Annotated in this window: 21 protein-coding genes and 1 pseudogene; 16 read left to right on the top strand and 6 right to left on the bottom strand. The window is 45.4% G+C overall.

Features of this window, described 5'->3' with window-relative positions:
• Positions 1-66 precede the first annotated feature (66 nt).
• Positions 67-2,085 carry a methyl-accepting chemotaxis protein gene (locus KIV40_RS22155; protein ID WP_285351342.1) on the bottom strand — a complete coding sequence of 673 codons (2,019 nt, stop codon included), beginning with the start codon at positions 2,083-2,085 and terminating at the stop codon, positions 67-69.
• A 140-nt stretch (positions 2,086-2,225) separates the two neighbouring features.
• Between KIV40_RS22155 and KIV40_RS22150 the strand changes: the two genes are divergently transcribed.
• Complete coding sequence (locus KIV40_RS22150) at positions 2,226-2,714, top strand: NlpC/P60 family protein (RefSeq protein ID WP_181145802.1); 489 nt, start codon at positions 2,226-2,228, stop codon at positions 2,712-2,714.
• Positions 2,715-2,748: 34 nt separating this feature from the next.
• On the opposite strand, the gene KIV40_RS22145 is transcribed toward KIV40_RS22150, so the two are convergent.
• The 3 genes from KIV40_RS22145 to KIV40_RS22135 form a co-directional block, all read right to left on the bottom strand.
• Entirely contained in the window at positions 2,749-3,093 is a 345-nt protein-coding gene (locus tag KIV40_RS22145) for a DUF3802 family protein (RefSeq protein WP_005427720.1), read from the bottom strand.
• Between the two features lie 140 nt (positions 3,094-3,233).
• Positions 3,234-4,196, bottom strand: a complete 963-nt coding sequence (locus KIV40_RS22140; RefSeq protein ID WP_285351340.1) for a GGDEF domain-containing protein — start codon at positions 4,194-4,196, stop codon at positions 3,234-3,236.
• A complete protein-coding gene (locus tag KIV40_RS22135; RefSeq protein ID WP_285351338.1) occupies positions 4,196-5,164 on the bottom strand; it encodes a response regulator in 969 nt (322 codons plus the stop codon). The genes KIV40_RS22140 and KIV40_RS22135 overlap by 1 nt, the downstream gene beginning before the upstream one ends.
• 224 nt (positions 5,165-5,388) lie before the next feature.
• On the opposite strand from KIV40_RS22135, the gene KIV40_RS22130 reads away from it, so the two are divergent.
• Together KIV40_RS22130 and KIV40_RS22125 are read left to right on the top strand one after the other, a co-directional pair.
• Entirely contained in the window at positions 5,389-6,255 is an 867-nt protein-coding gene (locus tag KIV40_RS22130; protein ID WP_285351336.1) for a fructosamine kinase family protein, read from the top strand.
• Between the two features lie 252 nt (positions 6,256-6,507).
• Entirely contained in the window at positions 6,508-6,702 is a 195-nt protein-coding gene (locus KIV40_RS22125) for a CPXCG motif-containing cysteine-rich protein (RefSeq protein ID WP_005427574.1), read from the top strand.
• A gap of 108 nt (positions 6,703-6,810) precedes the next feature.
• On the opposite strand, the gene KIV40_RS22120 is transcribed toward KIV40_RS22125, so the two are convergent.
• Positions 6,811-7,422, bottom strand: a complete 612-nt coding sequence (locus tag KIV40_RS22120) for a riboflavin synthase subunit alpha (RefSeq protein ID WP_285351335.1) — start codon at positions 7,420-7,422, stop codon at positions 6,811-6,813.
• Positions 7,423-7,703: 281 nt separating this feature from the next.
• On the opposite strand from KIV40_RS22120, the gene KIV40_RS22115 reads away from it, so the two are divergent.
• The gene (locus KIV40_RS22115) at positions 7,704-9,074 is read left to right on the top strand and encodes an MATE family efflux transporter (RefSeq protein ID WP_012127939.1); all 1,371 of its coding nucleotides are present in this window, start codon (positions 7,704-7,706) and stop codon (positions 9,072-9,074) included.
• A 120-nt stretch (positions 9,075-9,194) separates the two neighbouring features.
• Entirely contained in the window at positions 9,195-10,211 is a 1,017-nt protein-coding gene (locus KIV40_RS22110) for a DUF3080 domain-containing protein (protein ID WP_134976928.1), read from the top strand.
• 22 nt (positions 10,212-10,233) lie between these two features.
• On the opposite strand, the pseudogene KIV40_RS22105 reads toward KIV40_RS22110, so the two are convergent.
• Positions 10,234-11,076 (bottom strand): annotated as a pseudogene (locus KIV40_RS22105) (DNA ligase).
• A 314-nt stretch (positions 11,077-11,390) separates the two neighbouring features.
• Here KIV40_RS22105 and KIV40_RS22100 point away from each other — a divergent pair.
• From KIV40_RS22100 to KIV40_RS22050, 11 genes are all read left to right on the top strand, one after another.
• Positions 11,391-11,711, top strand: coding sequence for an STAS domain-containing protein (locus tag KIV40_RS22100; RefSeq protein WP_005528376.1), 321 nt, complete (start codon positions 11,391-11,393; stop codon positions 11,709-11,711).
• Positions 11,712-11,736: 25 nt separating this feature from the next.
• Positions 11,737-12,591, top strand: a complete 855-nt coding sequence (locus KIV40_RS22095) for an OmpA family protein (RefSeq protein WP_005528374.1) — start codon at positions 11,737-11,739, stop codon at positions 12,589-12,591.
• Positions 12,588-14,690, top strand: a complete 2,103-nt coding sequence (locus KIV40_RS22090; RefSeq protein ID WP_285351333.1) for an SLBB domain-containing protein — start codon at positions 12,588-12,590, stop codon at positions 14,688-14,690. Before KIV40_RS22095 ends, KIV40_RS22090 begins: the two co-directional genes overlap by 4 nt.
• Positions 14,690-15,379: an AAA family ATPase gene (locus KIV40_RS22085; RefSeq protein WP_134976924.1), complete on the top strand. Its 690-nt coding sequence runs from the start codon at positions 14,690-14,692 to the stop codon at positions 15,377-15,379. The genes KIV40_RS22090 and KIV40_RS22085 overlap by 1 nt, the downstream gene beginning before the upstream one ends.
• 12 nt (positions 15,380-15,391) lie before the next feature.
• A complete protein-coding gene (locus KIV40_RS22080; RefSeq protein ID WP_050904803.1) occupies positions 15,392-15,775 on the top strand; it encodes an Hpt domain-containing protein in 384 nt (127 codons plus the stop codon).
• 210 nt (positions 15,776-15,985) lie between these two features.
• Positions 15,986-17,527: a sigma-54 dependent transcriptional regulator gene (locus tag KIV40_RS22075; RefSeq protein WP_285351332.1), complete on the top strand. Its 1,542-nt coding sequence runs from the start codon at positions 15,986-15,988 to the stop codon at positions 17,525-17,527.
• The gene (locus KIV40_RS22070) at positions 17,502-18,578 is read left to right on the top strand and encodes a glycosyltransferase (protein ID WP_285351331.1); all 1,077 of its coding nucleotides are present in this window, start codon (positions 17,502-17,504) and stop codon (positions 18,576-18,578) included. Before KIV40_RS22075 ends, KIV40_RS22070 begins: the two co-directional genes overlap by 26 nt.
• Before the next feature lie 152 nt (positions 18,579-18,730).
• Complete coding sequence (locus KIV40_RS22065; RefSeq protein ID WP_285351330.1) at positions 18,731-19,915, top strand: glycosyltransferase; 1,185 nt, start codon at positions 18,731-18,733, stop codon at positions 19,913-19,915.
• A 10-nt stretch (positions 19,916-19,925) separates the two neighbouring features.
• A complete protein-coding gene (locus tag KIV40_RS22060; protein ID WP_005528345.1) occupies positions 19,926-21,098 on the top strand; it encodes a glycosyltransferase family 4 protein in 1,173 nt (390 codons plus the stop codon).
• The gene (locus KIV40_RS22055) at positions 21,091-22,512 is read left to right on the top strand and encodes a lipopolysaccharide biosynthesis protein (RefSeq protein ID WP_228174102.1); all 1,422 of its coding nucleotides are present in this window, start codon (positions 21,091-21,093) and stop codon (positions 22,510-22,512) included. The genes KIV40_RS22060 and KIV40_RS22055 overlap by 8 nt, the downstream gene beginning before the upstream one ends.
• Positions 22,509-23,894 (top strand): O-antigen ligase family protein, encoded by a 1,386-nt coding sequence (locus KIV40_RS22050; protein ID WP_285351329.1) that lies wholly within the window; start codon positions 22,509-22,511, stop codon positions 23,892-23,894. The genes KIV40_RS22055 and KIV40_RS22050 overlap by 4 nt, the downstream gene beginning before the upstream one ends.
• Positions 23,895-23,945: the final 51 nt, after the last annotated feature.

Genomic DNA, 23,945 nt, shown 5'->3' with positions numbered 1-23,945 from the left:
GGCATTAGAGCGATTGCCCTGCCTTTGGTCGTATTGGAAGTTCGTTTGGTCTTACCTAATGCTGGATCAACTCACTTGATGCAGTTCGTATTTATGCAGCATCGCTTGTTGATGCCCTGCGATGTCTGCAACTTGCTCTGAGCTTTCGACCACCGACTCCAACTGAAGTTTGGTGTGTTCACCTTGGTCTGAAATATGTGTAATGGCTTGCGACACATCCGCCGTTGCTCGCTCTTGCTCTTCTGTCGCAACAGAGATCTGGTCGACACGCTGCTGAATCAGTTGTACCGCTTCATTGATATCGGTAAATGCTGATTTCACTTGTTGACTTGATTGCAACGCACATGACATTTCTTCTCGCGAATCACTCACCGCTTTACGAGAACGTTCTGCCGCCGCAACTAACTCATTCATAATGTCGCGAATGTTGGTCGTTTGCTGCGAGGTATCTCTGGCTAACTTGCGAACTTCATCCGCAACGACCGCAAATCCTCGGCCTTGGTCTCCTGCCCGAGCGGCCTCGATCGCCGCGTTTAATGCAAGTAAGTTAGTGTTATCAGCAATGCCACTGATCATGTCCACCATTTCACGAATCTGTTTGACGCGCTCATCGAGCTCTAACATCGATTGTTCATTCATATTGAGTGAATTCTCTAACGACTCCAAACGCTGGCGATTTTTCTCAACCACGCCCACGCCTTTGACCGTATGTTTCGTCGCTAAGTGTGAAACTTCGGAAGAGGCATTGGTCACCATCGCAATCTCTCGAATCGAAGCCTCTAGTTGCGTAACCGTCGTTACCATACTCGCCAGCGCCGAATTTTGCACAGTTAGGCTTTGATTTGTTTGCTCTGCCGCATCATGGCTAATCTCCGCGGTTTGATACAAGGTTTCGCAGTTACGCGTGACAGTAGAAATTGAATCATGCGTTGAGTCGATAACTTGGTTCAGTTTGCGCGCGACTTCTTTTAACTCAAACGGTCCAACCTCTTGCGCTTTACCTCGGAAATCGTGCTCTGTCAGTGCCGACAAACGGCTAAGGATATTCTTGAGGCCCCGGTTGATCCACGTTCTTAGACCAAACCACGTCACTAAGACCACTAGAGAGATAACACCAGCGGATATAACTGACATCAAACTCGCGTTTTGAATTGTGCTGTGAACTACGGACTTACGATCATCAATAAGATCAGACGCGGCATCAGATACCTGGTCGAGCAAATACATGGTTTCGTTTGCGAGCTGCGAGGCACGTTGAAACTCCGCTTTCTGCTGTTCGCTCTGCTCTAGCTTGGTCAGTATTAAACGCAAGACGCCGTCATCGTTAAAGCCAGCTTGCACCATGTCATAAGGCGCGACCAAGCTGGTAAACTCATTAACCTCCGGATGCCACTTTTTGAAATCATCAAAAGCGAGATTGATACCAGCAATTCGATTGCGCATTTCCCTATACTCTTGCTCGGCTTTCTCTAACTCGGTGTGCGTCATCATAAGCAAGAAAGTACTCTCCATTGAGCTTGCTGAGGCGATAAAGCGGTTCGCTGCGTCACTAGACTCAGGGTTATCCTCACTCAGGAACGAACTAATTCGGTTCATCTCCGGCCCGATAGAGCTCAAGCCATAGCGAAAGCCACCCACTGCGGCGTTAATATCGCTTTGCATCTGAATCACCGCAGACTGTTTCGATAAGATGGAATTGGTGACTTGATGCAACTCTGCAACGTTTTCTCTCAGCATACTTGAGAGATGTTCAGCCACAGTGGATGTTTGCTCGATTACCCCATCACTCTGCTTTGCTAGCGCCTCAATTTGTGAAATGGTAAGAGGTAGTTCAGTGGGATCCGTAATTTGCATCCCATAGTTAAGTAACTTGACCTGTTCTAGCACATTGCGAGTGAGTGTCGCATTTGCCATTGCCATGGGTAACGCTTTTTGAGACAACTCTTCAAATTGTTCCCCAACCTGCTCCATTCCTTTGAAACTTGCGGTAGAAAGGGCTATAACAAGTGCGATGATAGTTAAAAATGTTGCACTGATAGTCTGAATCAGTGAAAAAGAAAAGCGTAAACGTTTGCGCGTCGTCATAATTAATTTATGTTCTTTCTCGGGTTTGAATCAACTTTCCGTTTGTTCGTCACATAAGTGAGACAATAACGTGATTTGCTGCCCATATTAGGTATTGGTTATGACATTAATATTTCAGTTTTAAGTCGTAGGGATGACAGATGGGTGATGTGCGTCGTATTTATTTTCCTTTGATAATCAGTGTGCTATTTAGTGCTTGTTCATCTGGCCCAGATCCAGAAACGCACGCAGAGCACTCCCTCCCTGTAACTCAGCTCCTCTCAGATAATCAAAGTTTGTTCGACTTTTATGATGAATGGGAAGGTACACCTTATCGATTAGGTGGAACGAAAAAGTCCGGCATTGACTGCTCTGCATTCGTGCAAAAAGCATTTGTTGAAGCATACCAAATGTCGCTACCTCGAACGACACGCCAACAATCTAAGCAAGGCGTTGAAATGAGTTGGTCAGACGCGCAACAAGGTGACTTGGTATTTTTTAAAACGAGAAGAAGCACCTACCACGTAGGTATCTATCTAGGAAATAAACAGTTTATGCACGCTTCTACATCAAAAGGCGTGATCATTTCTAGAATCGATAACCCTTACTGGGCGTCGAAATTTTGGCAAGTAAGAAGAGTTACCATGTAACCCTCCTTTAGATTGAAATGACGAAAGATTAGAATCAGTCGTAAGTCGCGACAGCGGTATCAAATAAGTTTTTCACCAACGCAATGTACTCATCTAGGAAAGCGATCTGTTCATTGGTCGCTTTCTTCGTCCATACACCCGCAAGCACTTCACCCAAATCTTCCACTACCGCATCAGCTTCTTTTAGTAACTTAAAGCGCACACTTGAATGCAATTCTGGGTTTTGTTCGAATATCGCCATGATGTTCGACGCAACCATGTCCGTTACGACATCTTCAATGCTTTCTGATCCTGTGTCACCAATTTCAGACGTGAAAATGTCTAAGTTGAGTGACAAGTGCTCGATTAGAGCGAGATATCCATCGGTTTCTACAACCACTGTTTTTCTCCGTTTTGTGCAAGCCTTCGAAGCTGAAAGCGAATTAGTTTCAATAGTAAGACATGCCGAGAAAATTTCATTAACTTATTTCATATTAATAAGCATTGATGCACTAACTGCATGGTTTTTATCCAATTAGCTTAAGCATCCTTATGATTGCAGGTTTGATTTCTTCCACTTTCTTTAGCGCGATATAACGCTGCATCGGCACTCTTTAGCCATTGTGTATGACTCTCAAAATACGATTTATACTCGCAAACGCCGATACTTATCGTGTAGTTAATCAAAAACTCTTCAACTTTCACGATTTCTTGCTCAATTCGCTTTCGTAATCGTTCAGCAAAGTAATTGGCTTGTTCTTGATTAGTGTGCGGCAGTAACACCGTAAACTCTTCCCCTCCGAAGCGACCACAAATATCACTACTACGCGCTGTTTTACGCAACAGGCTTGAGGTACGACGAATCACCTCATCTCCCGTGTGGTGTCCGTAGGTATCGTTGACCTTCTTAAAGTGGTCGATATCGAAAATAACCAGTGAACTCGCCCCTTCGATGACTTTAAGTTGAGCGAACTCCTCTTTCAACGACTGCTCCCAATACGCTCGGTTAAACAATCCAGTAAGGCCGTCTTTACGACTGATTTCCGACAGATGTTGGTTAGTCTCTCGCAAATGAATACGGTTACGCGCCGTTTCGGAAACGTCGTTAATCTGAATGGCAATGCGGCTAACATCACCTGACAATGAGCGCAGAGGTGTGATCACAATATCTTGGAACATCAGGTTACTGCTGTTGGAAACCGGAGAGAAGTTGTTGAACTTAAAAAGGTATGGTCGGTTTTCCCAACTAGAGAATGAACGCGTTTCTAAATCTGCAGATGTCTTAAGCTTGGTTTCTAGCCACGTTCTGGACAGCTCTTCAAAGTGATCGAACAAGCACTCACCAAGAATATTCTGGGACAAAATACCACTATAAGACTGCATAAAGCTGTTCCAAACACAGACTTTATAGTCTTGATCGAGAACAATAAGCCCAGAGTCCATGGTATCCAGTATTTGAGTGACCCAGTGAAAGTCTGCTATGTCCAGCGTAATTTCGGACATTAGATTAGCTCCATAATTTCATAGATGATGTCTACGGATGATTTATCTATCAGGAACAGAACTTCACACTCAAAGTCGAGTGATTCTGCCATATAGGTGTATTCAATGGTAAAGAGTTCACCAGATTCTTCTTTTTCTTCACAGTAAGGTGTGATGGTTTCAATAATGCCAGGTTGGCGCAGGGAAAACTGTTTATCTAACTGGTTTCCCAAAGAAGTTAAGAATGATGAAACCAGTAGGTTCGATACGTTTAGAATGATTTCATTATGTGGCGTGAATTCCAACAGGTACCCAAGGCGCTCACCAATTTGGTTAATGTCTTTACCACGTAAGCAGACCAGCGCTTCACCATGAATGCCACCGCCTACAAAGCGCTGCGCAACCGCCACGGAGCCATCTCTTCCAATAACGTCCACCAGCGTCATATGGAGTTCACCATAAGACAAAGGGCCAACATGAGGAACTGGAAGCTGAATGAATTCTCGTAAGTGGTCTGCCATGATCGCGGCACCTTTACCCAAAGCGATATTCGCGACTTCGCGGAACTTCGATAAGGGAGAGACCTCAGCAACAGGTAAAGGTTCTGCATTAGCATGAGCACTGAAGGCATAATGTAACCCCAGCTTTTCGTAGAGAGGAATGATCTCTTCTTCAGCCAGAGGCTTGGCGATAAAATCCATTGCACCAAGCTCTAAACATCGTTGCTTGGCTTCGTGTTGGACATCACCCGAAATAATGACAATCTTGGTTGGATATTGACTAACGGGTAACGACTCTAGTACTTCGAACCCATCCATGACGGGCATGGTCAAATCGAGGAACAAAACGTCAATATTTTGTTCCGCTAGGATTTTCAAAGCCTCATGGCCGTCTTGGGCCTCAAGTAGGTGTAATGATGTATCTTGTACGATGGAGCGGGTAATCAACTTTCGTGCGACTGCCGAATCATCACAAATTAGTATTTTCATGCCACCAATGGAACTAAAGTCAAAAAAATTATAATACTAGCTGTGCTGTTATAGCTCCATATGTTAAGCCGATAAATCATAGGGTTATAGGCGACGTGATTCACACTTATAAACATTTTTCACTATAGGTGGAAAAATTATTGTCGAAGTTTGCTTCACTCCGCGTCAATGTTCCGCCGTTTATCCTAAACTATTGTTGGTCAAATAGATAAGCGAGGTTTTGTATGTGGCAAGCAATATCGCAGCAGCTTTCTGATACCTTGATGTTCGAATATCAAATAACTGAGAAGGTAAAACTCTCGGGTGGGGACATCAGTGAAAGCTATATGATCAATGACGGAGAGCAGCGCTATTTCGTCAAACTCAACGATCGGGATTTCTTAGCCAACTTCGAAGTCGAGGCGGAAAGCCTGCACTTATTACGCGAAACCTCTACTCTATTTGTCCCAGAGGTTGTTTTGGTCGGAAAAACCAAGACGAACTCCTTTATTATTCTCAATTATCTGCCAACGAAACCGCTTGAAGATGCCGATAACAGCTTTAAATTTGGCGAACAATTAGCGCGTCTCCATTTGTGGGGAGAACAGAAAGAATTTGGTTTCGATACCGACAATTATATTGGTTCGACGCTGCAGCCTAACCAGTGGCATAAAAAATGGTGTGTGTTCTTTGCTGAACAACGTATAGGCTGGCAGCTTCAATTGCTGAAAGAAAAAGGCGTTTCTTTGGTCGATATCGATGACTTTATTGACGTCGTGAAACAGCTTTTGTCTCATCACGTCCCGCAACCTTCTCTATTGCATGGTGACCTATGGAACGGGAATGTGGCACTAACACCTGCCGGCCCTATCTGTTATGACCCATCCTGTTACTGGGGAGACCGTGAATGCGACCTCGCCATGACTGAGTTATTTGGAGGTTTCCAACCTGATTTTTATCAAGGATATGAATCAGTTGCACCACTTCCTGCTGGATATGAAGAACGGAAAGACATTTATAATCTTTACCATGTTCTCAACCATTGTAACCTGTTCGGAGGGCATTACCTCGAGCAAGCACAATCGATAATCAAGAAGATAATTTCTTATTGATTTGGAAGGGAAAGATCATTACTGAGTGTAAAATTTCGACGCACATCACCCAAGATAATGACCCCAAGCCCAACGTTGGGTTTGGGGTCAACTTTTGCACTTATTTCGACTCAATTAGCAACAAGAGCACCTAATATTCAAAGTAGCTCGACTTACGTTGTATCTCTAACTCTAAGAGACAAGCGAGTAACTAAGGGCTGTATTTTCTCTACAACAAAGTATTAAAAGCCCTGCAATACTAGGAGTTTTTGTATGCAAAATTACACTGAAAGACATGTGAAATGTCCCCACTGCGGGCACTCAATCGGCATCACGCTCGATGCAAGTAATGGTAACCAAGAGTTCTATGATGACTGTCCGGCCTGTTGTCATGCGATTCACCTCAACATGAAAGTTGATGAGTTGCAGCAGAAAGTCGAATTGTTCATCGACGACAACTACGAGTAACAACTTATCCCCCCAATAGAAATAAGAAAAGGAGCCTCGAGTGCTCCTTTGTTATTTTTACTCTGTTACTTTTACCTGGTTAGGCAAAGCCAACTATTGCTCGAAGATCTAAAGCTGCTTCGCGGCCAATACACGTTCTACCGTATCAACAATCGCTTGCGTTTGCGGGTCGAATTCCACATTGATCTTTTCTCCGGCTTGGCGACGACCAAATAGTGTTCTTTCTAGTGTTTCCGGAATTAAATGAACAGAGAAACGATTGTCTTCAACTTCACCAATCGTCAGTGAACATCCGTCGAGGCCGATATAACCTTTAGCAAGTACATACTTCATGGATTCTTGCGGTAGCGTAAACCAAATCGTACGGTTGTTTGTTGTATCAATCACTTCCGAGATTTCAGCCATCAAACTGATGTGGCCCGACATGCTATGACCACCAATCTCATCGCCAAACTTAGCCGCGCGCTCAATATTTACACTGTCGCCTTCCTCTAACTCACCAAGGTTGGTCAGCGCTAACGTCGCTTGCATTAGGTCAAAGCTGATTTGAGTCCCTTCGATTTTGGTTACAGTGAGACAACAGCCGTTGTGCGCGACAGATGCGCCAATTTCTAGCCCTTCATTTAATGCTCCTTCAAGCACCAAAACGTGAGTTTGAAAACGATCTTTCTTGTCGATATGAACGACTTTAGCCGTACCTTGAACAATTCCTGTAAACATTCTTTTTACCTATTTGTTATACGCAATTGATAGCCAAGACAAACGTCCACAGCTGATTTTTACAATCGCCTACCAATTAACCAAAATTCCACATGTTGTAGGTATGGCATCGGAGCATACAATTGTTTATCATCTGCGCGGAGTTCCTTCGAGGCATTTTTTCACCTTATAGTGACTAAAATCAACCATCAGATCAGTTCATCACATCTTTTGTCCTCAAGTACTCCCTATCTTTTCAAATAATTTCTTTTACAACCTATTGTTACGCTCTGGAGTATTTCGTGCATCGCTATAAAGAAGAAGCATCGAGTCTTATAAAATTAGCAACCCCTGTGTTGATCGCTTCTGTCGCGCAAACGGGGATGGGCTTTGTAGATACCGTAATGGCAGGTGGCGTAAGTGCGACCGACATGGCAGCGGTTTCTGTGGCAGCAAGTATTTGGCTTCCATCAATTTTATTTGGTGTGGGCTTATTAATGGCACTTGTGCCGGTAGTCGCTCAGCTTAATGGCTCAGGTCGTCGCGTTAAGATTCCATTTGAGATCCAACAAGGCATTGTCCTTGCGCTACTGATCAGCATTCCAATCATCGGAGTGTTATTCCAGACCCAATTCATTCTTGGGTTAATGGATGTCGAAACAGCAATGACAGAGAAGACCATTGGCTATATCCATGCGGTTATTTTCGCGGTTCCAGCCTTCTTGTTGTTCCAAACCTTGCGCAGCTTTACTGATGGTATGTCTCTCACTAAGCCTGCAATGTTTATCGGCTTTATTGGTTTGATGCTGAACATTCCACTTAACTGGATTTTCGTTTACGGCAAATTCGGTGCTCCAGCACTCGGTGGTGTTGGCTGTGGCGTTGCAACAGCCATCGTGTACTGGGTGATGTTTGGCTTACTACTACTTTACGTGACAACTTCAGCTCGCCTAAAGAGTATCAATCTATTTGGTGAGTTCCACAAACCTCAACTTAAAGCGCAAATTCGTCTGTTCAAACTGGGCTTTCCTGTGGCCGCGGCGTTGTTCTTTGAAGTTACCCTGTTTGCTGTGGTAGCACTCTTGGTTTCACCACTAGGGTCAATTATTGTTGCCGCGCACCAAGTTGCGATTAACTTCTCTTCGCTTGTGTTCATGCTACCAATGAGTGTGGGCGCGGCAGTAAGTATTCGCGTAGGTCACCGCTTGGGTGAAGAAAACGTAGACGGTGCACGAGTCGCTTCTCGAGTGGGCGTCATGGTCGGTCTGGCGCTTGCAATGATGACCGCTATCCTAACGGTGTTGTTCCGTGAGCAAATTGCCCTGCTCTACACTAATAACCCAGAAGTAGTTGAACTTGCGATGGTGTTATTGTTGTTCGCTGCAATCTACCAATGTACAGATGCGGTTCAAGTTATCGCAGCTGGTGCACTGCGCGGCTACAAAGATATGCGTGCTATCTTCAACCGTACTTTCATTGCCTACTGGTTGCTTGGTTTGCCTATCGGCTACGTGCTTGGCCGTACAGATTGGATTGTTGAGCCTATGGGTGCACAGGGTTTCTGGCTAGGTTTCATCATCGGTCTTTCTTCTGCGGCATTCCTATTGGGTATCCGCCTGCGTTGGATGCATCGCCAAGAGCCAGAAGTGCAGTTAAACTTCTCTCAGCAATAATTCAAATTAAAGCGTGACTCGATTTGAACGCATCATTTTAAAGCCAGCATCCGCTGGCTTTTTTGATCTCTCACGGCCGTCTGAAGGTATACTTATCTGAGTGATTAAAAAGGAAATGCTGTGAGAACTTCACTTATCGCAACAACGCTTTCGCTATCAATAACCTTGCTAAGTGGGTGTAACGAGTGGTTCAACCCGGAGAAAGCAGTGTTTGAGAAATACAACCAACGCCTGGCGAATGTATTAGACGTGTCGGAATCTGCGCTTGAACCTTCACCTGCGATTACCATTCCTGATAAACGGGAGCTGTTCCAAGAGCTCCCTCGCCTGTCGCTTGGGTTACTAGAAAGTTATCAACTACGTCAATGTGGATTGTTCAATTTGATTGCGGAAAAAAACTCGCAGCTCGGGAAAGTGCAAGACGCTTTTTACGATTTTGATTATCAAACCAGTTTACTTAGAACATTGAATGGCTGCTTGAGTGAGTACCCATTGAGTGATGAAGAAAGCACAAAGCTCAGCGGATTGTACGATCAGAAATGGCATCACCTGACAGTACACCTCGACAACATGCTGCTCACCAGTGACGCAATGCGCAAACAACTTACTGGCTCCGCGTGGCTCCCCTTGGAAAGCAAAGAACAGGTCGCTCACGTACGGGATGCTTTCTTCGTGTTGAATGCCATGTACCAAACCCCTTATCGCACGCTTTCTCGACTACCTGAAACCACCATCGTGAACTACCAAGAAGAGCTAGAAAAAACGCGTCTCATTGGCCGACTCTATTACACATTAATTGATGCGACTCACTGGTTAAATCACACCACACAGATGCTCGAAGCAAACCAAGACAAAATTATTTGCGGTGCTAACCGTGATACCACTCAGTTTCGGTATTTAAGAAATGTGTTTCAATCCATCTATGTTGCAGAAGTGCAACCTTACATGGCCTTTGTTGATGGCACTTATCAGCAGTTAGAGGGTGGGATTAACTTAGTTGAGCGTAGAATGGCAGCGCACGGTGCGGGTTATGGTATTGAAGAAGCACATGAACAATTTCGCAGAGAGACTTTAGAGCACGTTCAATTCTGGAAAGGCTTATTCAAACGTTGCGGGGTAACGGTTGGTAATCAGTGAAGAGACAACACACCAAACTTTGTCATTGAGAAATTCGTTCTCGTAAGAATCGCGCGAACCGAGGCTTCCCGTTATGGGTATATCCGTTGTATCGAAACGTGATTGTCGAGCCAATCTTTGGCGGTGATTTCCTCACATCATCGGTAAAGCCACTGCCTATATAAAACTCAGTCCCGTCCGTCAATCGAACTAGCACCGCTCCCATCATTCCCAGTAGCCGTCCCGTGCCGGGCTTGTACCCAATCACAGTCGCTTCTGCATCTGCAAAACGTTTTAATTTGAGTAAATCACTTCCCCTGCCTGCTTGATAACGGCTTCACACTTTTCTAAGCATCACGCCTTCGCCATCAGATTGCGAAATGTGATCTAACTGTTCAAACAAATGTTTCTCATCTTGAATGGCGCGATGCTCAACGTACTTAATATGCGGTGCATCCATTGCAAGCACTAAATGCTGAATATTGTAGTAGCGCTTTCTGTAATCTCCTGCCGAATAAGGCATGTCAAACACCATAAAGTCGATACGCTGCCAAACGCTTTAAATGGGCGTCTTATCCAATACCGTTTGTTGCACAAGATGAAAGTTACCTCGCCCTGCCCACAACTCCCCATCCAATGGGTAATCGGGCAATACGCGAATGAACCATTCCGGTGCGTATATGCGATTTCCATTACGAGTAACCAGATGCTGGCCTGTCCAATAAGATCTAATACCGTCCAACTTCTCGCTGTACCAATATTGGGAAATATCGATTCCGTCTCGATAAGAATCCGCGAGTGAAACCGGAGGATGTAAATGTGGACCCGCTTGCGGCTGTGCGGACGCAATCACGGCAAGTGCAATCAATGTCATTCTTAATGGCATGAGGAAACCTTTTTAATAAAGATTACCTATTGAACCGCATCTATTCATAAACGCCTAACCACAATTGACGTTCTTCGATCAATCGCAACTCCAACTCGCAATTAAATGCAACAACATACATAAAGTTCAGACAGATCTGGCACTTTAAAACAGGGGGATTTTTACGTTTATTTGATTCTCAAATTGAGAACACAAGTATTCTCAAAATGAAACCCTTCTCGCTATTAGTTTAAACCTCTGTTTTTAAAGACATTCACAATTGGCACACTCTCTGCTCTATTGAACCCAAGAAATCTTCAAACGGAGAGTGAAGCATGGAATTACGCAAGCAAGAAACGGCACCAAATACCTTAACCATTGAGTTTTTTGGCGATTTAGACGCAAAAGGCTGCCGTCAAGCACAGCATCAAATTGATGAAGTGATTCACAGTGATCATCACAAGGAAGTAGAAATAAACCTGCAACACGTCCAATTTCTTGATTCTTCAGGTATTGGTGCCATTGTTTATTTATATAAGCGCCTAGTTGAACGTGAACGCAGTATGATCATCGAAAACGTATCGGGACAACCATTGGAAATTATGAGCCTGCTACGTATCAATCACGCGATTCCGGTCAATTCAAAAGGTCACTAAAAAACCGGTTAATACGGAGGTTGGCATGGTGAAACTCTTACGACAAAGCGTGTTGTGCAGTCTTGTAGTCGGCACGTTTGGTTGCTCGACATTTGACTACCCTGATAATGGCAAGGGTGGCATGGCGGAAAATTACCAAGACATCTCCATCGAGAACTATCAGTTTTCACCTGTGATGCCAGACGAACCTCTTGGCCCTGAACATGGTTTGCGTTTCGACTGGCAACTAACCAAGTTGCATTTAGATGCTTTGATCCAAGAAGGTGCTCGTTGGTGCTTCCCTGCAGCGGTCGTTCAAGCACTTGAGAAACAAAATCGCATTGCTCGTGAACTTGAAGGTGGATTGTTATTGGATGCCGCCAACGACATCGTAATTCAACGTCGTCGTCTCAACCAACTTGAGCTCCAATTGGACTACGTGCTATCTCAAACCACTTGTAAGCCACCGCAAGACATCGAAGCGCTACGCAGCGACCTCAACATCGTCGCCAACATTTATGATCTACTGAACGTGGATAACCAGTTCGCCATCGATTCTGCAGAGATTAACCCTAAATACATGGGGCACCTTGCAGAAGCAGCTTACATCCTACGTGACCACCCTTCTCTTTCATTGGTTGTAACCGGACACGCTGACGCAACCGGCACGCCAGAATACAATCAAAAGCTAGCGCAAGATCGAGCAGAACAAGTGAAACGCTATTTAAACGTATTTGGCATTACCTCTGACCGTGTGCAAACAAAATCCGTGGGTGAAACGCTGCCTCTGTACGACGGGCAAACACCCGCAGTGCGGTTAACCAATCGCCGTGTCAGCATTGAAGTTCTTAATGCGAGATCTGACACCAGCGCAGAAATGGACATGGGAGGCACATTATGAGATTCCTCAAAGCGACTATCTCCCTGATTATGCTGTGTATCATCACCACGATGAGCTCTGCATGGGCTGATGAAGATGACGTGGTTAGAGTCGGTGATTTAGTGCAAATCAACCTACCCGGTGAAGCTTCTCTTAACAAAGGCTTCCAAGTCGACAAACGTGGCCGAATCAATTTGCCGGAGATTGGGCCGATATTTGTAGCTGGTTACAACGAAGCCCAGCTACAAAATGTGATTACAGATAACCTCAAAACGGCTTTTAGGGATGTGGACAACGTGCGTGTCTTCGTTAAGGAGCAACAGTTACTCATATCCGTGCAAGGTTATGTGGTCAAACCAGGAGAATACACACTCCCTTCTGGCTCCAACATTCAAATGTTCCTCTATGAAGCAGGAGGTCTGCGGGCCGGGGCTCAATTGGACAAAATCATCGTCAAGCGCGGTAACAAGAACATAGAATTCGACTATAAACTTTTTCTCGATACTGGCGATGATTCCAAACTACCAGCTCTAGAATCTTTAGATGTGCTTTTCGTCCCTGCATCCCCTCTAGTTGGGAATATCGAGCAAGAATTCGATGCAGCGAAATTCGCAAACTCTGGTGACAGTGCCGATTCCGCCCGTGCCATTAAAGTGTTTGGTGAAGTGAATGCACCCGGTTCATTCACTTACAAACCAAATACGACGCTCGTTGACGTGATCATGCGTGCCGGCGGTGTTACTCGTTACGCCAGTGTGGAACAGATCCGCGTGATCACTAATAACACGCCCGTCATGTTTAATCTTAAGCGCTATTTAGACTCGGGCGACCAAAGCTTACTGCCTAAAGTTCTGCCCGGCACGACCATTTTTGTACCAAAACAAGAAGAAGAAATTAAAGCCGGTGCAAACGTGGTTTATGTCATGGGTGAAGTTGCTCACCCAGGCGCCTATGAAGGTAAAAAAGGCGCGAGTTTTATGGACATTCTCGCCAATGCAGGCGGTCCGACACGTTTTGCTGAATCTCGCCAAATCCGCGTCATTAAAGCCGACGGTGGCGTGATCAGTTTCGATCTAACTTCGCATACCGAAGGGCTGTCGAATCAGCGTGTACCCGCAGTAGGTCCGGGCGATGCGATATTTGTCCCAGAGAAGACAGATATGAACGAAAAATCTTGGCTCAAAGTCGCGCCGAGTCGCGCCGTTGCGGTGATGGGTGAAGTTGTTCGTCCCGGGCGCATCGAATGGTCGGACGAAATGGATTTAATAGACCTGATCGCTCATGTTGGCGGCCCTACTCGCCGCGCAGACACCAGCAAAGTGGAAGTATCTAACAACGGCAAAGTCACCAAGTTCGATTTAGACAAATACATACTTCAGGGCTCACCGCATTCTAAACTGCCAAGGGTGTCCGCTGGTACTGTCGTTCGTGTACACGCGCTTCCCGACGATCCATCCGACAACAAATCGCAGTGGGTAAGTCAAAGCTCTGATGCTTCAATCTACGTCTTTGGCCAGATCAATGCACCAGGTCGATACCGCTTTACGACTGAGATGCACTTCCTTGACATTCTCTCAGTGGCGGATGGACCGACAAAGGATGCTGACATTCACAATATTAGAGTGACACACCGTGGATTGGGCTACGCCAAAGTCAGCAAGCTCAACCTATCGCTTTATTTTGAAACGGGTGATGAATCAATTCTCCCAGATGTTCGCCCAGGCGATACGATTTACATCCCTGAAAAAGATAGGAACTGGTTAGACCGTTCGAAAGAATCCACCGTTCGCGTATTAGGGGAAGTTCACTCACCGGGTCGTTATGTTTTTAATGACAACATGACGATTCTCGACATACTCGCCGAAGCTGGTGGACCCAGTGACAGCGCTTATGTCGAGAAAATCAGTGTGGTTAACATGTCTTGCTGCCAAGGTCAGGCTCGAGTCTTTAACTTGGCTGAATTCAGCAAGACTGCAAACATCTACGATCTACCTGTGATACGAGCTGGCGATACAATTTACGTTCCGCATAAAGATGAAAGCTTTGCCGAAAAAGCTCGTGCTGGTTTGCGTGATTTGCTGCAAATCACCACCACCATCGTACTGATAGGAGCGTTGTAATGACCATTCCTGCAACACATGCCGAGATTGAGCAAATCTATCTACAAAGTGAGCTCAAAGGTTATAAGTCTATTTGTGTGGTTGCTTGCCAATCTGAAGACGGCGTAACCTCTGTCGCTTCCGCATTGGCGGAACGTTTAATTCTAGCCGGACATAGAACCCTGTATGTAGACTTGAACCTATTTAAGCCCGCTTATAGTACGGTACATGCCTTCGATGAAGACAGTGAAGAAGTGGGACAATTGATCGCTCGTAAAGAAGATCATCAAACATTAGTAGGATTAACAGTCCCAGCTTTGGCAAGTACACAGCTTGCTTACCGAGATCCGACAATGCTACGCAACGCCGTCGAGGCTTGGCTCAAACAATACGATCGAGTGGTGATTGACACCTCTCCTCTGCTTAGCATGAACCGGAGCAATATTCCGGCACAAGTAGTTGCCGGAGTCTGCAATGCATGTGTATTAGTTGCTTGTTATGGTTCGACTACCACCAGCCAAATTGATCAAGCCAAAGCACTATTAGAGACAAGTAATGCCAATCTCTTGGGCGCGGTGCTTAACATGAAACACAACGCTGACCTCAAAGACGAGCTCCTTCGCCAGATCAAAAAGCTACGATTTGTGCCAGAAAAGCTCAAAGCAAAAATATCTGAACAAATCAAAAACAGTGAATTGTTTACCCTATAGGGAGCGCACACTATGAATACTCAAACAGGCACAGCATTAGAGGCAGAGTTGGTCGACGAGTTGATTCTCCAACAAATGATCAAAGACACATGTGCGGAGGTCATGCCCACGTTGATAGAGCACTACATTGAAGAGTCCCGAGAGCGCGTCGAAAAAATCCAGCAAGCATTAAGCAACCAAGATAAAGAAATGATAGAGTTTGAGGTGCATACGTTAGGCAGCTCGGCCCTCGCGCTGGGTAACCGCACTCTGTCACGACACGCTCGTACCATAGAAAAGCATTGTGTCGAAGGCGACACCGATCTCGCTTTTGAGCTCTGCCAATCATTACCAGAACTTGCAGAACTATCATTTCTCGCGTTAAACCAAAGAAAAGAGCAAGGTTTTGAAGACTAAGCAGGAAGAAAACGAATTTAATCCACTAAAAATAGAGAACTTTCAGCAATCCTCACTGTGTGTGCTAATACTTAAATATAAAGATTCTCAAAATGAGAAGCGCGAACAAGCCATTTGCTTGAGGTAATAAATTGAATTCATCATCACTGCATGAATCTCAAGCCGACTTAACGGATTAAAACAACAATTTATACAAGTTGGGAAAGGATTATGAGACCAAGGGTGTTACTGGTAGAGGACTCTACTTCACTAGCCATACTTTATAAGCAGTACGTCAAAGATGAACCTTACGACATTTTTCACGTTGAAACTGGCCGTGAGGCGATTCAATTCATTGAGAGCAACAAACCACAACTTATTATTCTCGACCTAAAACTTCCAGACATGTCCGGTGAAGACGTTCTTGATTGGATTAATGAGAATGAGATTCCAACCTCTGTCATCATCGTAACGGCGCATGGTAGCGTTGATCTAGCCGTCAACCTGATCCAGAAAGGCGCAGAAGATTTCCTAGAAAAGCCCATCAACGCAGATCGTTTGAAAACCTCCGTTGCCTTGCATTTAAAACGCGCCAAACTAGAAAATCTCGTCGAGAACATTCAATCGACTTTCGATCGTCACAACTATCACGGATTTATTGGCTCTAGTCTTCCAATGCAGGCGGTTTACAAAACCATTGATGCAGTTGCCCCGACCTCAGCTAGCGTATTTATCGTTGGTGAAAGTGGTACAGGTAAAGAAGTGTGTGCCGAAGCGGTTCACCGACAAAGTGATCGCAGAGACAAGCCATTCATTGCAATTAACTGCGGCGCTATCCCTCGTGATTTGATGGAAAGCGAAATATTTGGCCATGTAAAGGGAGCTTTCACTGGCGCTACCATCGATCGTAAAGGTGCAGCGACCCTTGCTCATGGTGGCACACTATTCTTGGACGAACTGTGTGAAATGGAGCTAGAGATGCAGAAAAAGTTATTACGCTTTCTGCAAACGGGAACCTACATGCCTCTCGGGGGCACCAAAGAGATGAAAGTCGATGTTCGTATTATCTGTGCAACCAACCGAGACCCTCTGAAAGAGGTAGAAGAAGGTCGTTTTCGTGAAGACTTGTATTATCGCGTTCATGTCGTCCCCATCGACATGCCGCCGCTAAGAGAAAGAGGCAGTGACATTGTCATGCTAGCGAAGCACTTTTTGCTCACTTATGCCAAACAAGATAAGAAGAAGTTCAAACACATCGGTAACGACGTCCAGCATGTCATTAAGAGCTACGACTGGCCAGGGAATGTTCGCCAGCTACAAAACATCATTCGTACCATTGTTGTATTAAATGATGACGATAAGGTAACGCTAACGCACTTGCCTGTTCAACTGACTCGTAAGCCGAAAAAGACGCCTTCTGTATCGCCTGCGAATGCTGAGAGCGCAGAGGAAACAAGCATCATTACCGAACAAACCTACTCCGTGCAGAATGAAGCCTTCCCAACCTCAGAGCCAACAAGCGCCGCCTATTCTTTCTCTGAGCCTGAAAGCCAACCAACTATCTCTGGAGTACAAAGGGCTTCAGTCTATTTCAATTCAGACGGCAGCATTCGTCCGATGTGGGAAGTCGAGCGAGAGGCGATTCAAAACGCAATTGCTTACTGTGATGGAAACGTACTTAACGCTGCGGTGATGTTGGAACTCAGCCCCTCAACGGTCTATCGCAAAAAACAAGCTTGGGAAGCGGATGAAGCTAATCTCAAACAATCTTGAGGTCCCCATTGCGGGTGAAGTCTGGATACTATTGGATAGTGGTGTGTTTGGAGGGATCGAAAGTCACGTTATCGAACTCAGCAAAGGACTACAAGCGTCGCATGTTCATGTAAGAGTGGTGTTGGTGTCAGAATCCTCACCACCCGCACCACTGGTTGGAAAACTCGAACATGCCAACATTCCCTTCAGTTACCTCTGGCACCTCTGTCCAAAATCGGAACGTTCCAAGAATATCCCAATTAAACAAATGACCAGTGCGATAGCCGAACACCAACCTAGCGTTATACACACTCACGGATACAAATCAGCGTTACTAGCCAGAGGAGCGAAGCTCTTTACGCGTACCTTCCCCCGCCTTATCTCTACTTTTCATGCCGGCGAGACGCCCAAAGGGAGAGTCTGGCTGTACGACTGGCTTGACCGACACTCAGCTCGTCTTTCCGATCATTGCTTTGCGGTTAGCCAAGCGATACAACACAAGCTCCCTACTCAATCAGAATTGCTTAATAATTTTGTCTCTATTCCCAACCACCACTGCCGCTATCAAGAAATCGCTTTTGTAGGCCGCTTGAGTCACGAGAAAGGCGCAGATCGTTTTATGGAAGTCGCGCGACACATTCCCGACCACCCCTTTTCTATCTACGGAGATGGCCCTGAAAAGAGCTCATTGGTTGAAAATACACCTTCTAATGTCATATTTCACGGATACCAAAGCGACATGGATGCTATTTGGAGCAACATCAGCGTCCTCGTGATTTCATCCCGTTATGAAGGGTTACCAATGGCAGCATTGGAGGCTATGGCTCGTGGCATTGTCGTGATAAGCCTGGAAGTTGGTCGACTGCCCGATCTCATCGAAGATGGAAGAAATGGATTCCTCGCTCACAACATCGTCTCACTTATCGGCAAAATCAATCAATGGTTAGGCATGAGCCACAGCGAACAGTATTCACTGCGTCATAACGCAATTGAGACCATCAAAGCTCATTACTCCTCTAGCTGCATCATTCCTGTTCTTATTGAACGCTACCAAATTGCGAACCCTACTTGATGCATATCCATTCTCAAATTGAGAAGTCTTCACCTTAGATTCTCTTTCTTCCCCACTTCCCACGCAAAAACAGAGGTTTAAACCAATAGCATATTTTGGCATTTCGGTTGCAATGGTTAACTAAAACAGATTGGCTGACCGAGGTAACACATATGACTAACCCAAAACGCATTCTCTATGTGCATTACGGGGACAATTGGATTCGCGGCAGCGAAAGAGTGCTGTTAAACCTTGTCTCAAACATCGACAGCAACCAGTACCAGCCTTTCGTTTGGTCAAACTGCGCGCCACTCATCGAGCGGTGCCAATCATTAGGTATCGTGACAAAGTATTCCGATTTCAGTCTAGTTGGCGGATGGAACACGCCACGATGGGATATCAGTGGCTGGAACGATTTGATCAAACAAGGCACAACCTTGATCGAAAACCACAACATTGACCTTGTCCACGTAAACAGTGGCGGCCCATGCCAATGGATGTGCCTAGCTGCTCGAATGAATCACATCCCTTTGGTAACGCAACTTCATTGCCACTACACCTTGCTTGACCGTTTCTCACTGGGTCTGCACCTTTCTCCAAAATTGATTTGTGTGAGTAAAGACGTAGGTCACGAGATTCTCAAAGATGGCTACCCAGAAGAACATCTCCATGTCGTTCATAACGGCGTGTCATTGGAGAGTCACGATGCACCTATCGATGTCAGAGATCGTCTGGGCATTCCGCACCAAGCATTTACCTTTATTTCGGTTGGATCTCTCATTAAACGCAAAGGCTTTGACCGCTTAATCCAAGCCATGCGTATGCACAACTACTATCAACATAATCCACACTTGGTAATTGTTGGTGACGGTGAAGAAAGTATCTCGCTGAAGCAGTTAGCCGTTGATTTGGGTGTGAAGGAGCGTGTGCATTTTGTTGGGGAACAACATAACGCCGGAGACTGGATGAGAGGTAATGTAGATGCCTTCATCAGTGGAGCTTACGAAGAGGCATTTGGTCTCGTTCTTGGTGAGGCGGCACTCGCGAAGTTACCAATCATCGCACCAAAAACAGGTGGCATCCCGGAATTGTTTGAGCACAACCACAGTGCTCTATTGTTCGCTAATCATGGTATGGCAAGTCTGTTAAATGCAATTCAGCAAATGATTCAAAATGCGCCGCTACGAAATAAGCTAGCCGAAAATGCGCATCAACACGCGAATCAGCATCTGACGGTTTCTGCCTCAGTCAAAGCAATTGAAGACATTTACCGCGATGAACTGACGCAGAAAGAACTGACATCCATGCCTGTCAGCCACTGCATGAAACCAATTTCGCGCTGGTTAAACATCAACTGAGGAGCTAGCCATGAAACGTGTTTTGATGTTTGACGCAATTCCAATGCAAGGCGGCTCTAAAATTGCCAACGCTGAATTGATTAAACAGTGCGACCAGCGTGACGTCATTAGCTATCTCGCAACAACGCACCCAGAGCATTGGACCGCTGCTTTTCGCTCCAATCCTCGCGTTCAGGTGCTTAAGATCAAATGTTCACCCATCACGTCACATCATGGTATCGCTTATTGGTTGATGAACTGTTTCTACTTAATCCAGCTCTTCTTGGTTACACTGAAGCTACCCAAGCTTGATTGGTTTATGGGTCTATCTTCGCCAAACAACGACATGCCTTTGTACCTGCTTCGTTTACTTTCTCGCAAACCTATCGTTCAAATGGTTCACGGACCAGTCGGCGTTTCACGTACTTCAGGCTATTGCTTGGTAAAAGCCCATGCGATTCATTACCTAGCCAATACCCGCGATTCAATGATTAATGCGCTTATGGCTTACCTAAAAGAGCCGAGACCTGCCGTAGAGCGCTACTGGACAACGCTAAATGCAAGTTCCTTCGTGAATGGGCTTTCTTCGCAGCGTACACCGAAGCAAGCGAATCCAATTTCCAAGCGTGTGTTTTGGGCAGCAAGTTTGTTGAAATGGAAGAATGTTGATTTACTGCTCGAAGCAATGCAGCAAGACGAAGCGACTTACCTTAATGCAATCATTTGCTATATCAAGCCCAACATAGCAGGCGTGGATTGCTCTGAGCCTGATTTTACTCACCCAAACGTCGAATGGCACGAGTCACCAAACAACTTAGATGAGCTTCGCGCACAGTGTGGGGTGTTTGTATCAACCAGCATCAATGAACCGTTTGGTCTATCTATACTAGAAGCCTTAGCTGCTGGCATGTGCGTTGTTATTCCTCAGGATGACAGTTACTGGGATCGCGTGCTAACACACGGTAAAAACTGCTTTAAATACATACCGAATGATGCAGCGTCGCTGCACAACGCGATCGTTCTTTTGAATGAATCACCATGGCTGAAAGTCACCATGGGACTTGAAGCCTTGAATGTTGCGAGCCTATATACCGCTGAACGTTGCTATTTCTCGGTCACTCAACAGCTTTGCAAAGACCCTTCTAGTAAAGAACCACAAAGCGTAAAGAAGCGTGACAAAGCTAAATGGTACGACCATGCTTAAAGCTATGACTAATATGTCACTTTTTGCCGTTGCGTTGGTGATCAACAAAAGCATTAGCCTCATTATGCTGCCTGTACTTCCGCAATTTTTGGCACCAGAGCAAATGGGCAAACTGGAGTTACTCACTTCTTTCGGCGTGGTTACAGCCCTACTTGCAAGCATGGCAATACATGAAGCGTTGTATCGTTTCGCCGGAGTGGAAAAAGACAAAGAAAAACAAGTGGCCATGCTTAACCACCTTTATTCGTTGTCCATTACGATTGCTGCAGTGATTGGTTTGATATTGCTGTTTATCATCTTAGTCGCGCCGATCCCTAGCCCATTTTCTCAGTTCGAGTTCATCGTGCTGATGCTCACAATTATTCTGGAAGGCGCCATTGGTATCGGTACAGCTTGGCTACGCATGCAAGATGACAAAGCCAAAACATTATTGCATGTGATGGTAACAACCACTGCTCTTCAGGTGGTGTTCATTGTTGCTGCTTTGATAATTTATCCTCACGTCATTTCTGTCTTGCTCGGTGGCTTATTGGCTGCCGTGATTCAATTCATCTGGTTACACATCGTCAATAAGTACAAGGTCGTTATACCTGACCTGACGTTGGCGATACAACACTTGCATTACTGCATTCCGGTCATGATGTCGGCGCTAGTCGCTTTCTGTATTAACGGTGCTGAGCGTTGGTTTATTGGTGCTAATGCATCACTGGCTACGCTTGGTGTTTATGCGATCGCGGTGAAGTTTGCTATTGGCATGTGTATATTGGTTCAACCTTTTTGCATGTGGTGGATGCCGCGACGATTCGCGTACTTGAAGCGGAGCCGTGGTGTGGAAGCGGTGAGAATTTCCCATCTCGGTATAATCTACATTGCAGCACTGAGTGTGCTTGCCGCGACACTTGCCTTCATTGTGATCAATCATTTTTTGCCTGATACGTATCAGCAAGCTGCACTTTACACCCTCTTCCTCTTGCCGATAGCCATGCTTAAAGAATGGAGTGAACTACTGAATATCGCCATTTTATACAAACGCAGAACGCGTTGGTTATTAGGCATCAATATTACCGCTGCAGGTATCGCTATAACGTTACTCTTTGTACTTTCTTCCCTAGGTATTTATGGCGTATTTATTGCGCTTTACTATGCACAATTGGCCAAGCTGGTCATGACGTTCATCATTGGGCAGCAATGCATACACTTACCATTCCAACTCAGTTTAATGGTCGCGTTACATATCATCTCTGGTCTGGCACTGTTCCTGCTCCACTCTGCTCAATCCATCGGGGGAGCAATCGCCATTTGCGTTTTGACATGCGTACTGTTTGCAGGTGTCGCATTCAGATTCATCCGCAGGAGTACACGCACCAATCTTGTAAATAAACTAAGGGCTGAAGCAAAAAGAGTATCGTTATGAATACCAAGGATGGAAGACCCGCACAAATTGCCGCTGCAACCACCATCACTGTGGTTATTGCAGCAGCATGGTTAGTGATACCCCTTCCAATATACATCGTCGCCATCTGCTTCGCTCCGCTTGTTATTTTGTTAGTTCTCAACCAAACCTTTTGGCTGGTCACCTTGTTCGTAATCTTTTCTTTCTTCCGGATTCACGAAGCCTGCCCCGCTATCTATAACTTCAAAATCCCTTTGCTACTTTCATTGGGGGCGCTAGGGGCGCTCTCTTTTCACCTGTTGATCAGTCGTCAGCTTACTGTGTACTGGCATCCTTCATTAAAATGGCTATTTATCTTCTGGGCTCTCGTCATTATCAGCATTGCATTCGCGTCATCTCGGGATATCGCAATCACCGCATTCAAGAATACCTATTGGAAGATAATTGTGATGACCTTGGCGATTACTTGGCTCATCACAACCTCTAAACAACTGGCACAAATGTCTAAAGCCATCATGGTTGCAGGCTTATTAGTGGGGTTAGTCGCACTATATAATGCGAGTAATGGCATCGATCTGGTCGAGGGCACTCGCGTGTCGATTGGCCGTTCATTCGGTTCTATGCTTGGCGATCCAAATGACTTAGCTCTAGTGTTACTGTTCCCTCTCGCCTTCACGGTTAGTCAGCTGGTAGAGAAACGCTCATCAATATGGATAAGAGGGTTTGCGTTACTGACTTGCCTTATTCTATTTCTGTCGATTATCGAAACACAGAGTCGAGGGGGCCTGCTAGGTGCCCTTTCTGTTTTTGGTTACTTTGCTTCCAAGCATATTAGGTGCAAAACATTAGTGCTTATTCTCGCGGTAGTGGCGGCAATATCACTGTATGTAGTCGCTGGTATTGATGGTCGTGCATCTGGTGGTGCAGCAGAAGCTGGTATTGATGCCTCTGCAATGGGTCGTTTGTACGCATGGGAAGCGGCGTTCAAAATGGCACTCGATAATCCGTTAACTGGCGTAGGTTTGGATAATTTCTACTATAACTACTTTTTCTATAGCTCCCATTGGGACGGCATGAATCACGCAGTCCATAGTACTTGGTTCGGTGTACTGGCAGAAACCGGGTTTATTGGTCTAATTGTTTTCGTTACTTTAATCGTGTCTTTGATTAAAACATCCTTATGCTCTATCTCGCTTTTACGCAAGCATTCAGACATTACTCTGTCTGTTGGCGCAAATGCCGTACTAAGCGGCCTTATCGGTACCATCGTATCCGGCACTTTCCTTACTCAAGGCTTTGTTTGGCCAATTTACATCCTTGCAGCGCTCAACATAGTGATAAATCGCATCGTTCAAACTGACTGTCAAAATGAGAAAGCGGAATATTCTCAAATTCAAAAATAACATAACCGGTTGGTTTTTATAGATTTAAACCATTGGCATACATCGTGATAC

It is taken from the genome of Vibrio sp. D173a (genome assembly GCF_030248475.1).
Note: the sequence above shows the minus strand (reverse complement) of the source record. Positions and strands in the feature narration are given on the sequence as shown.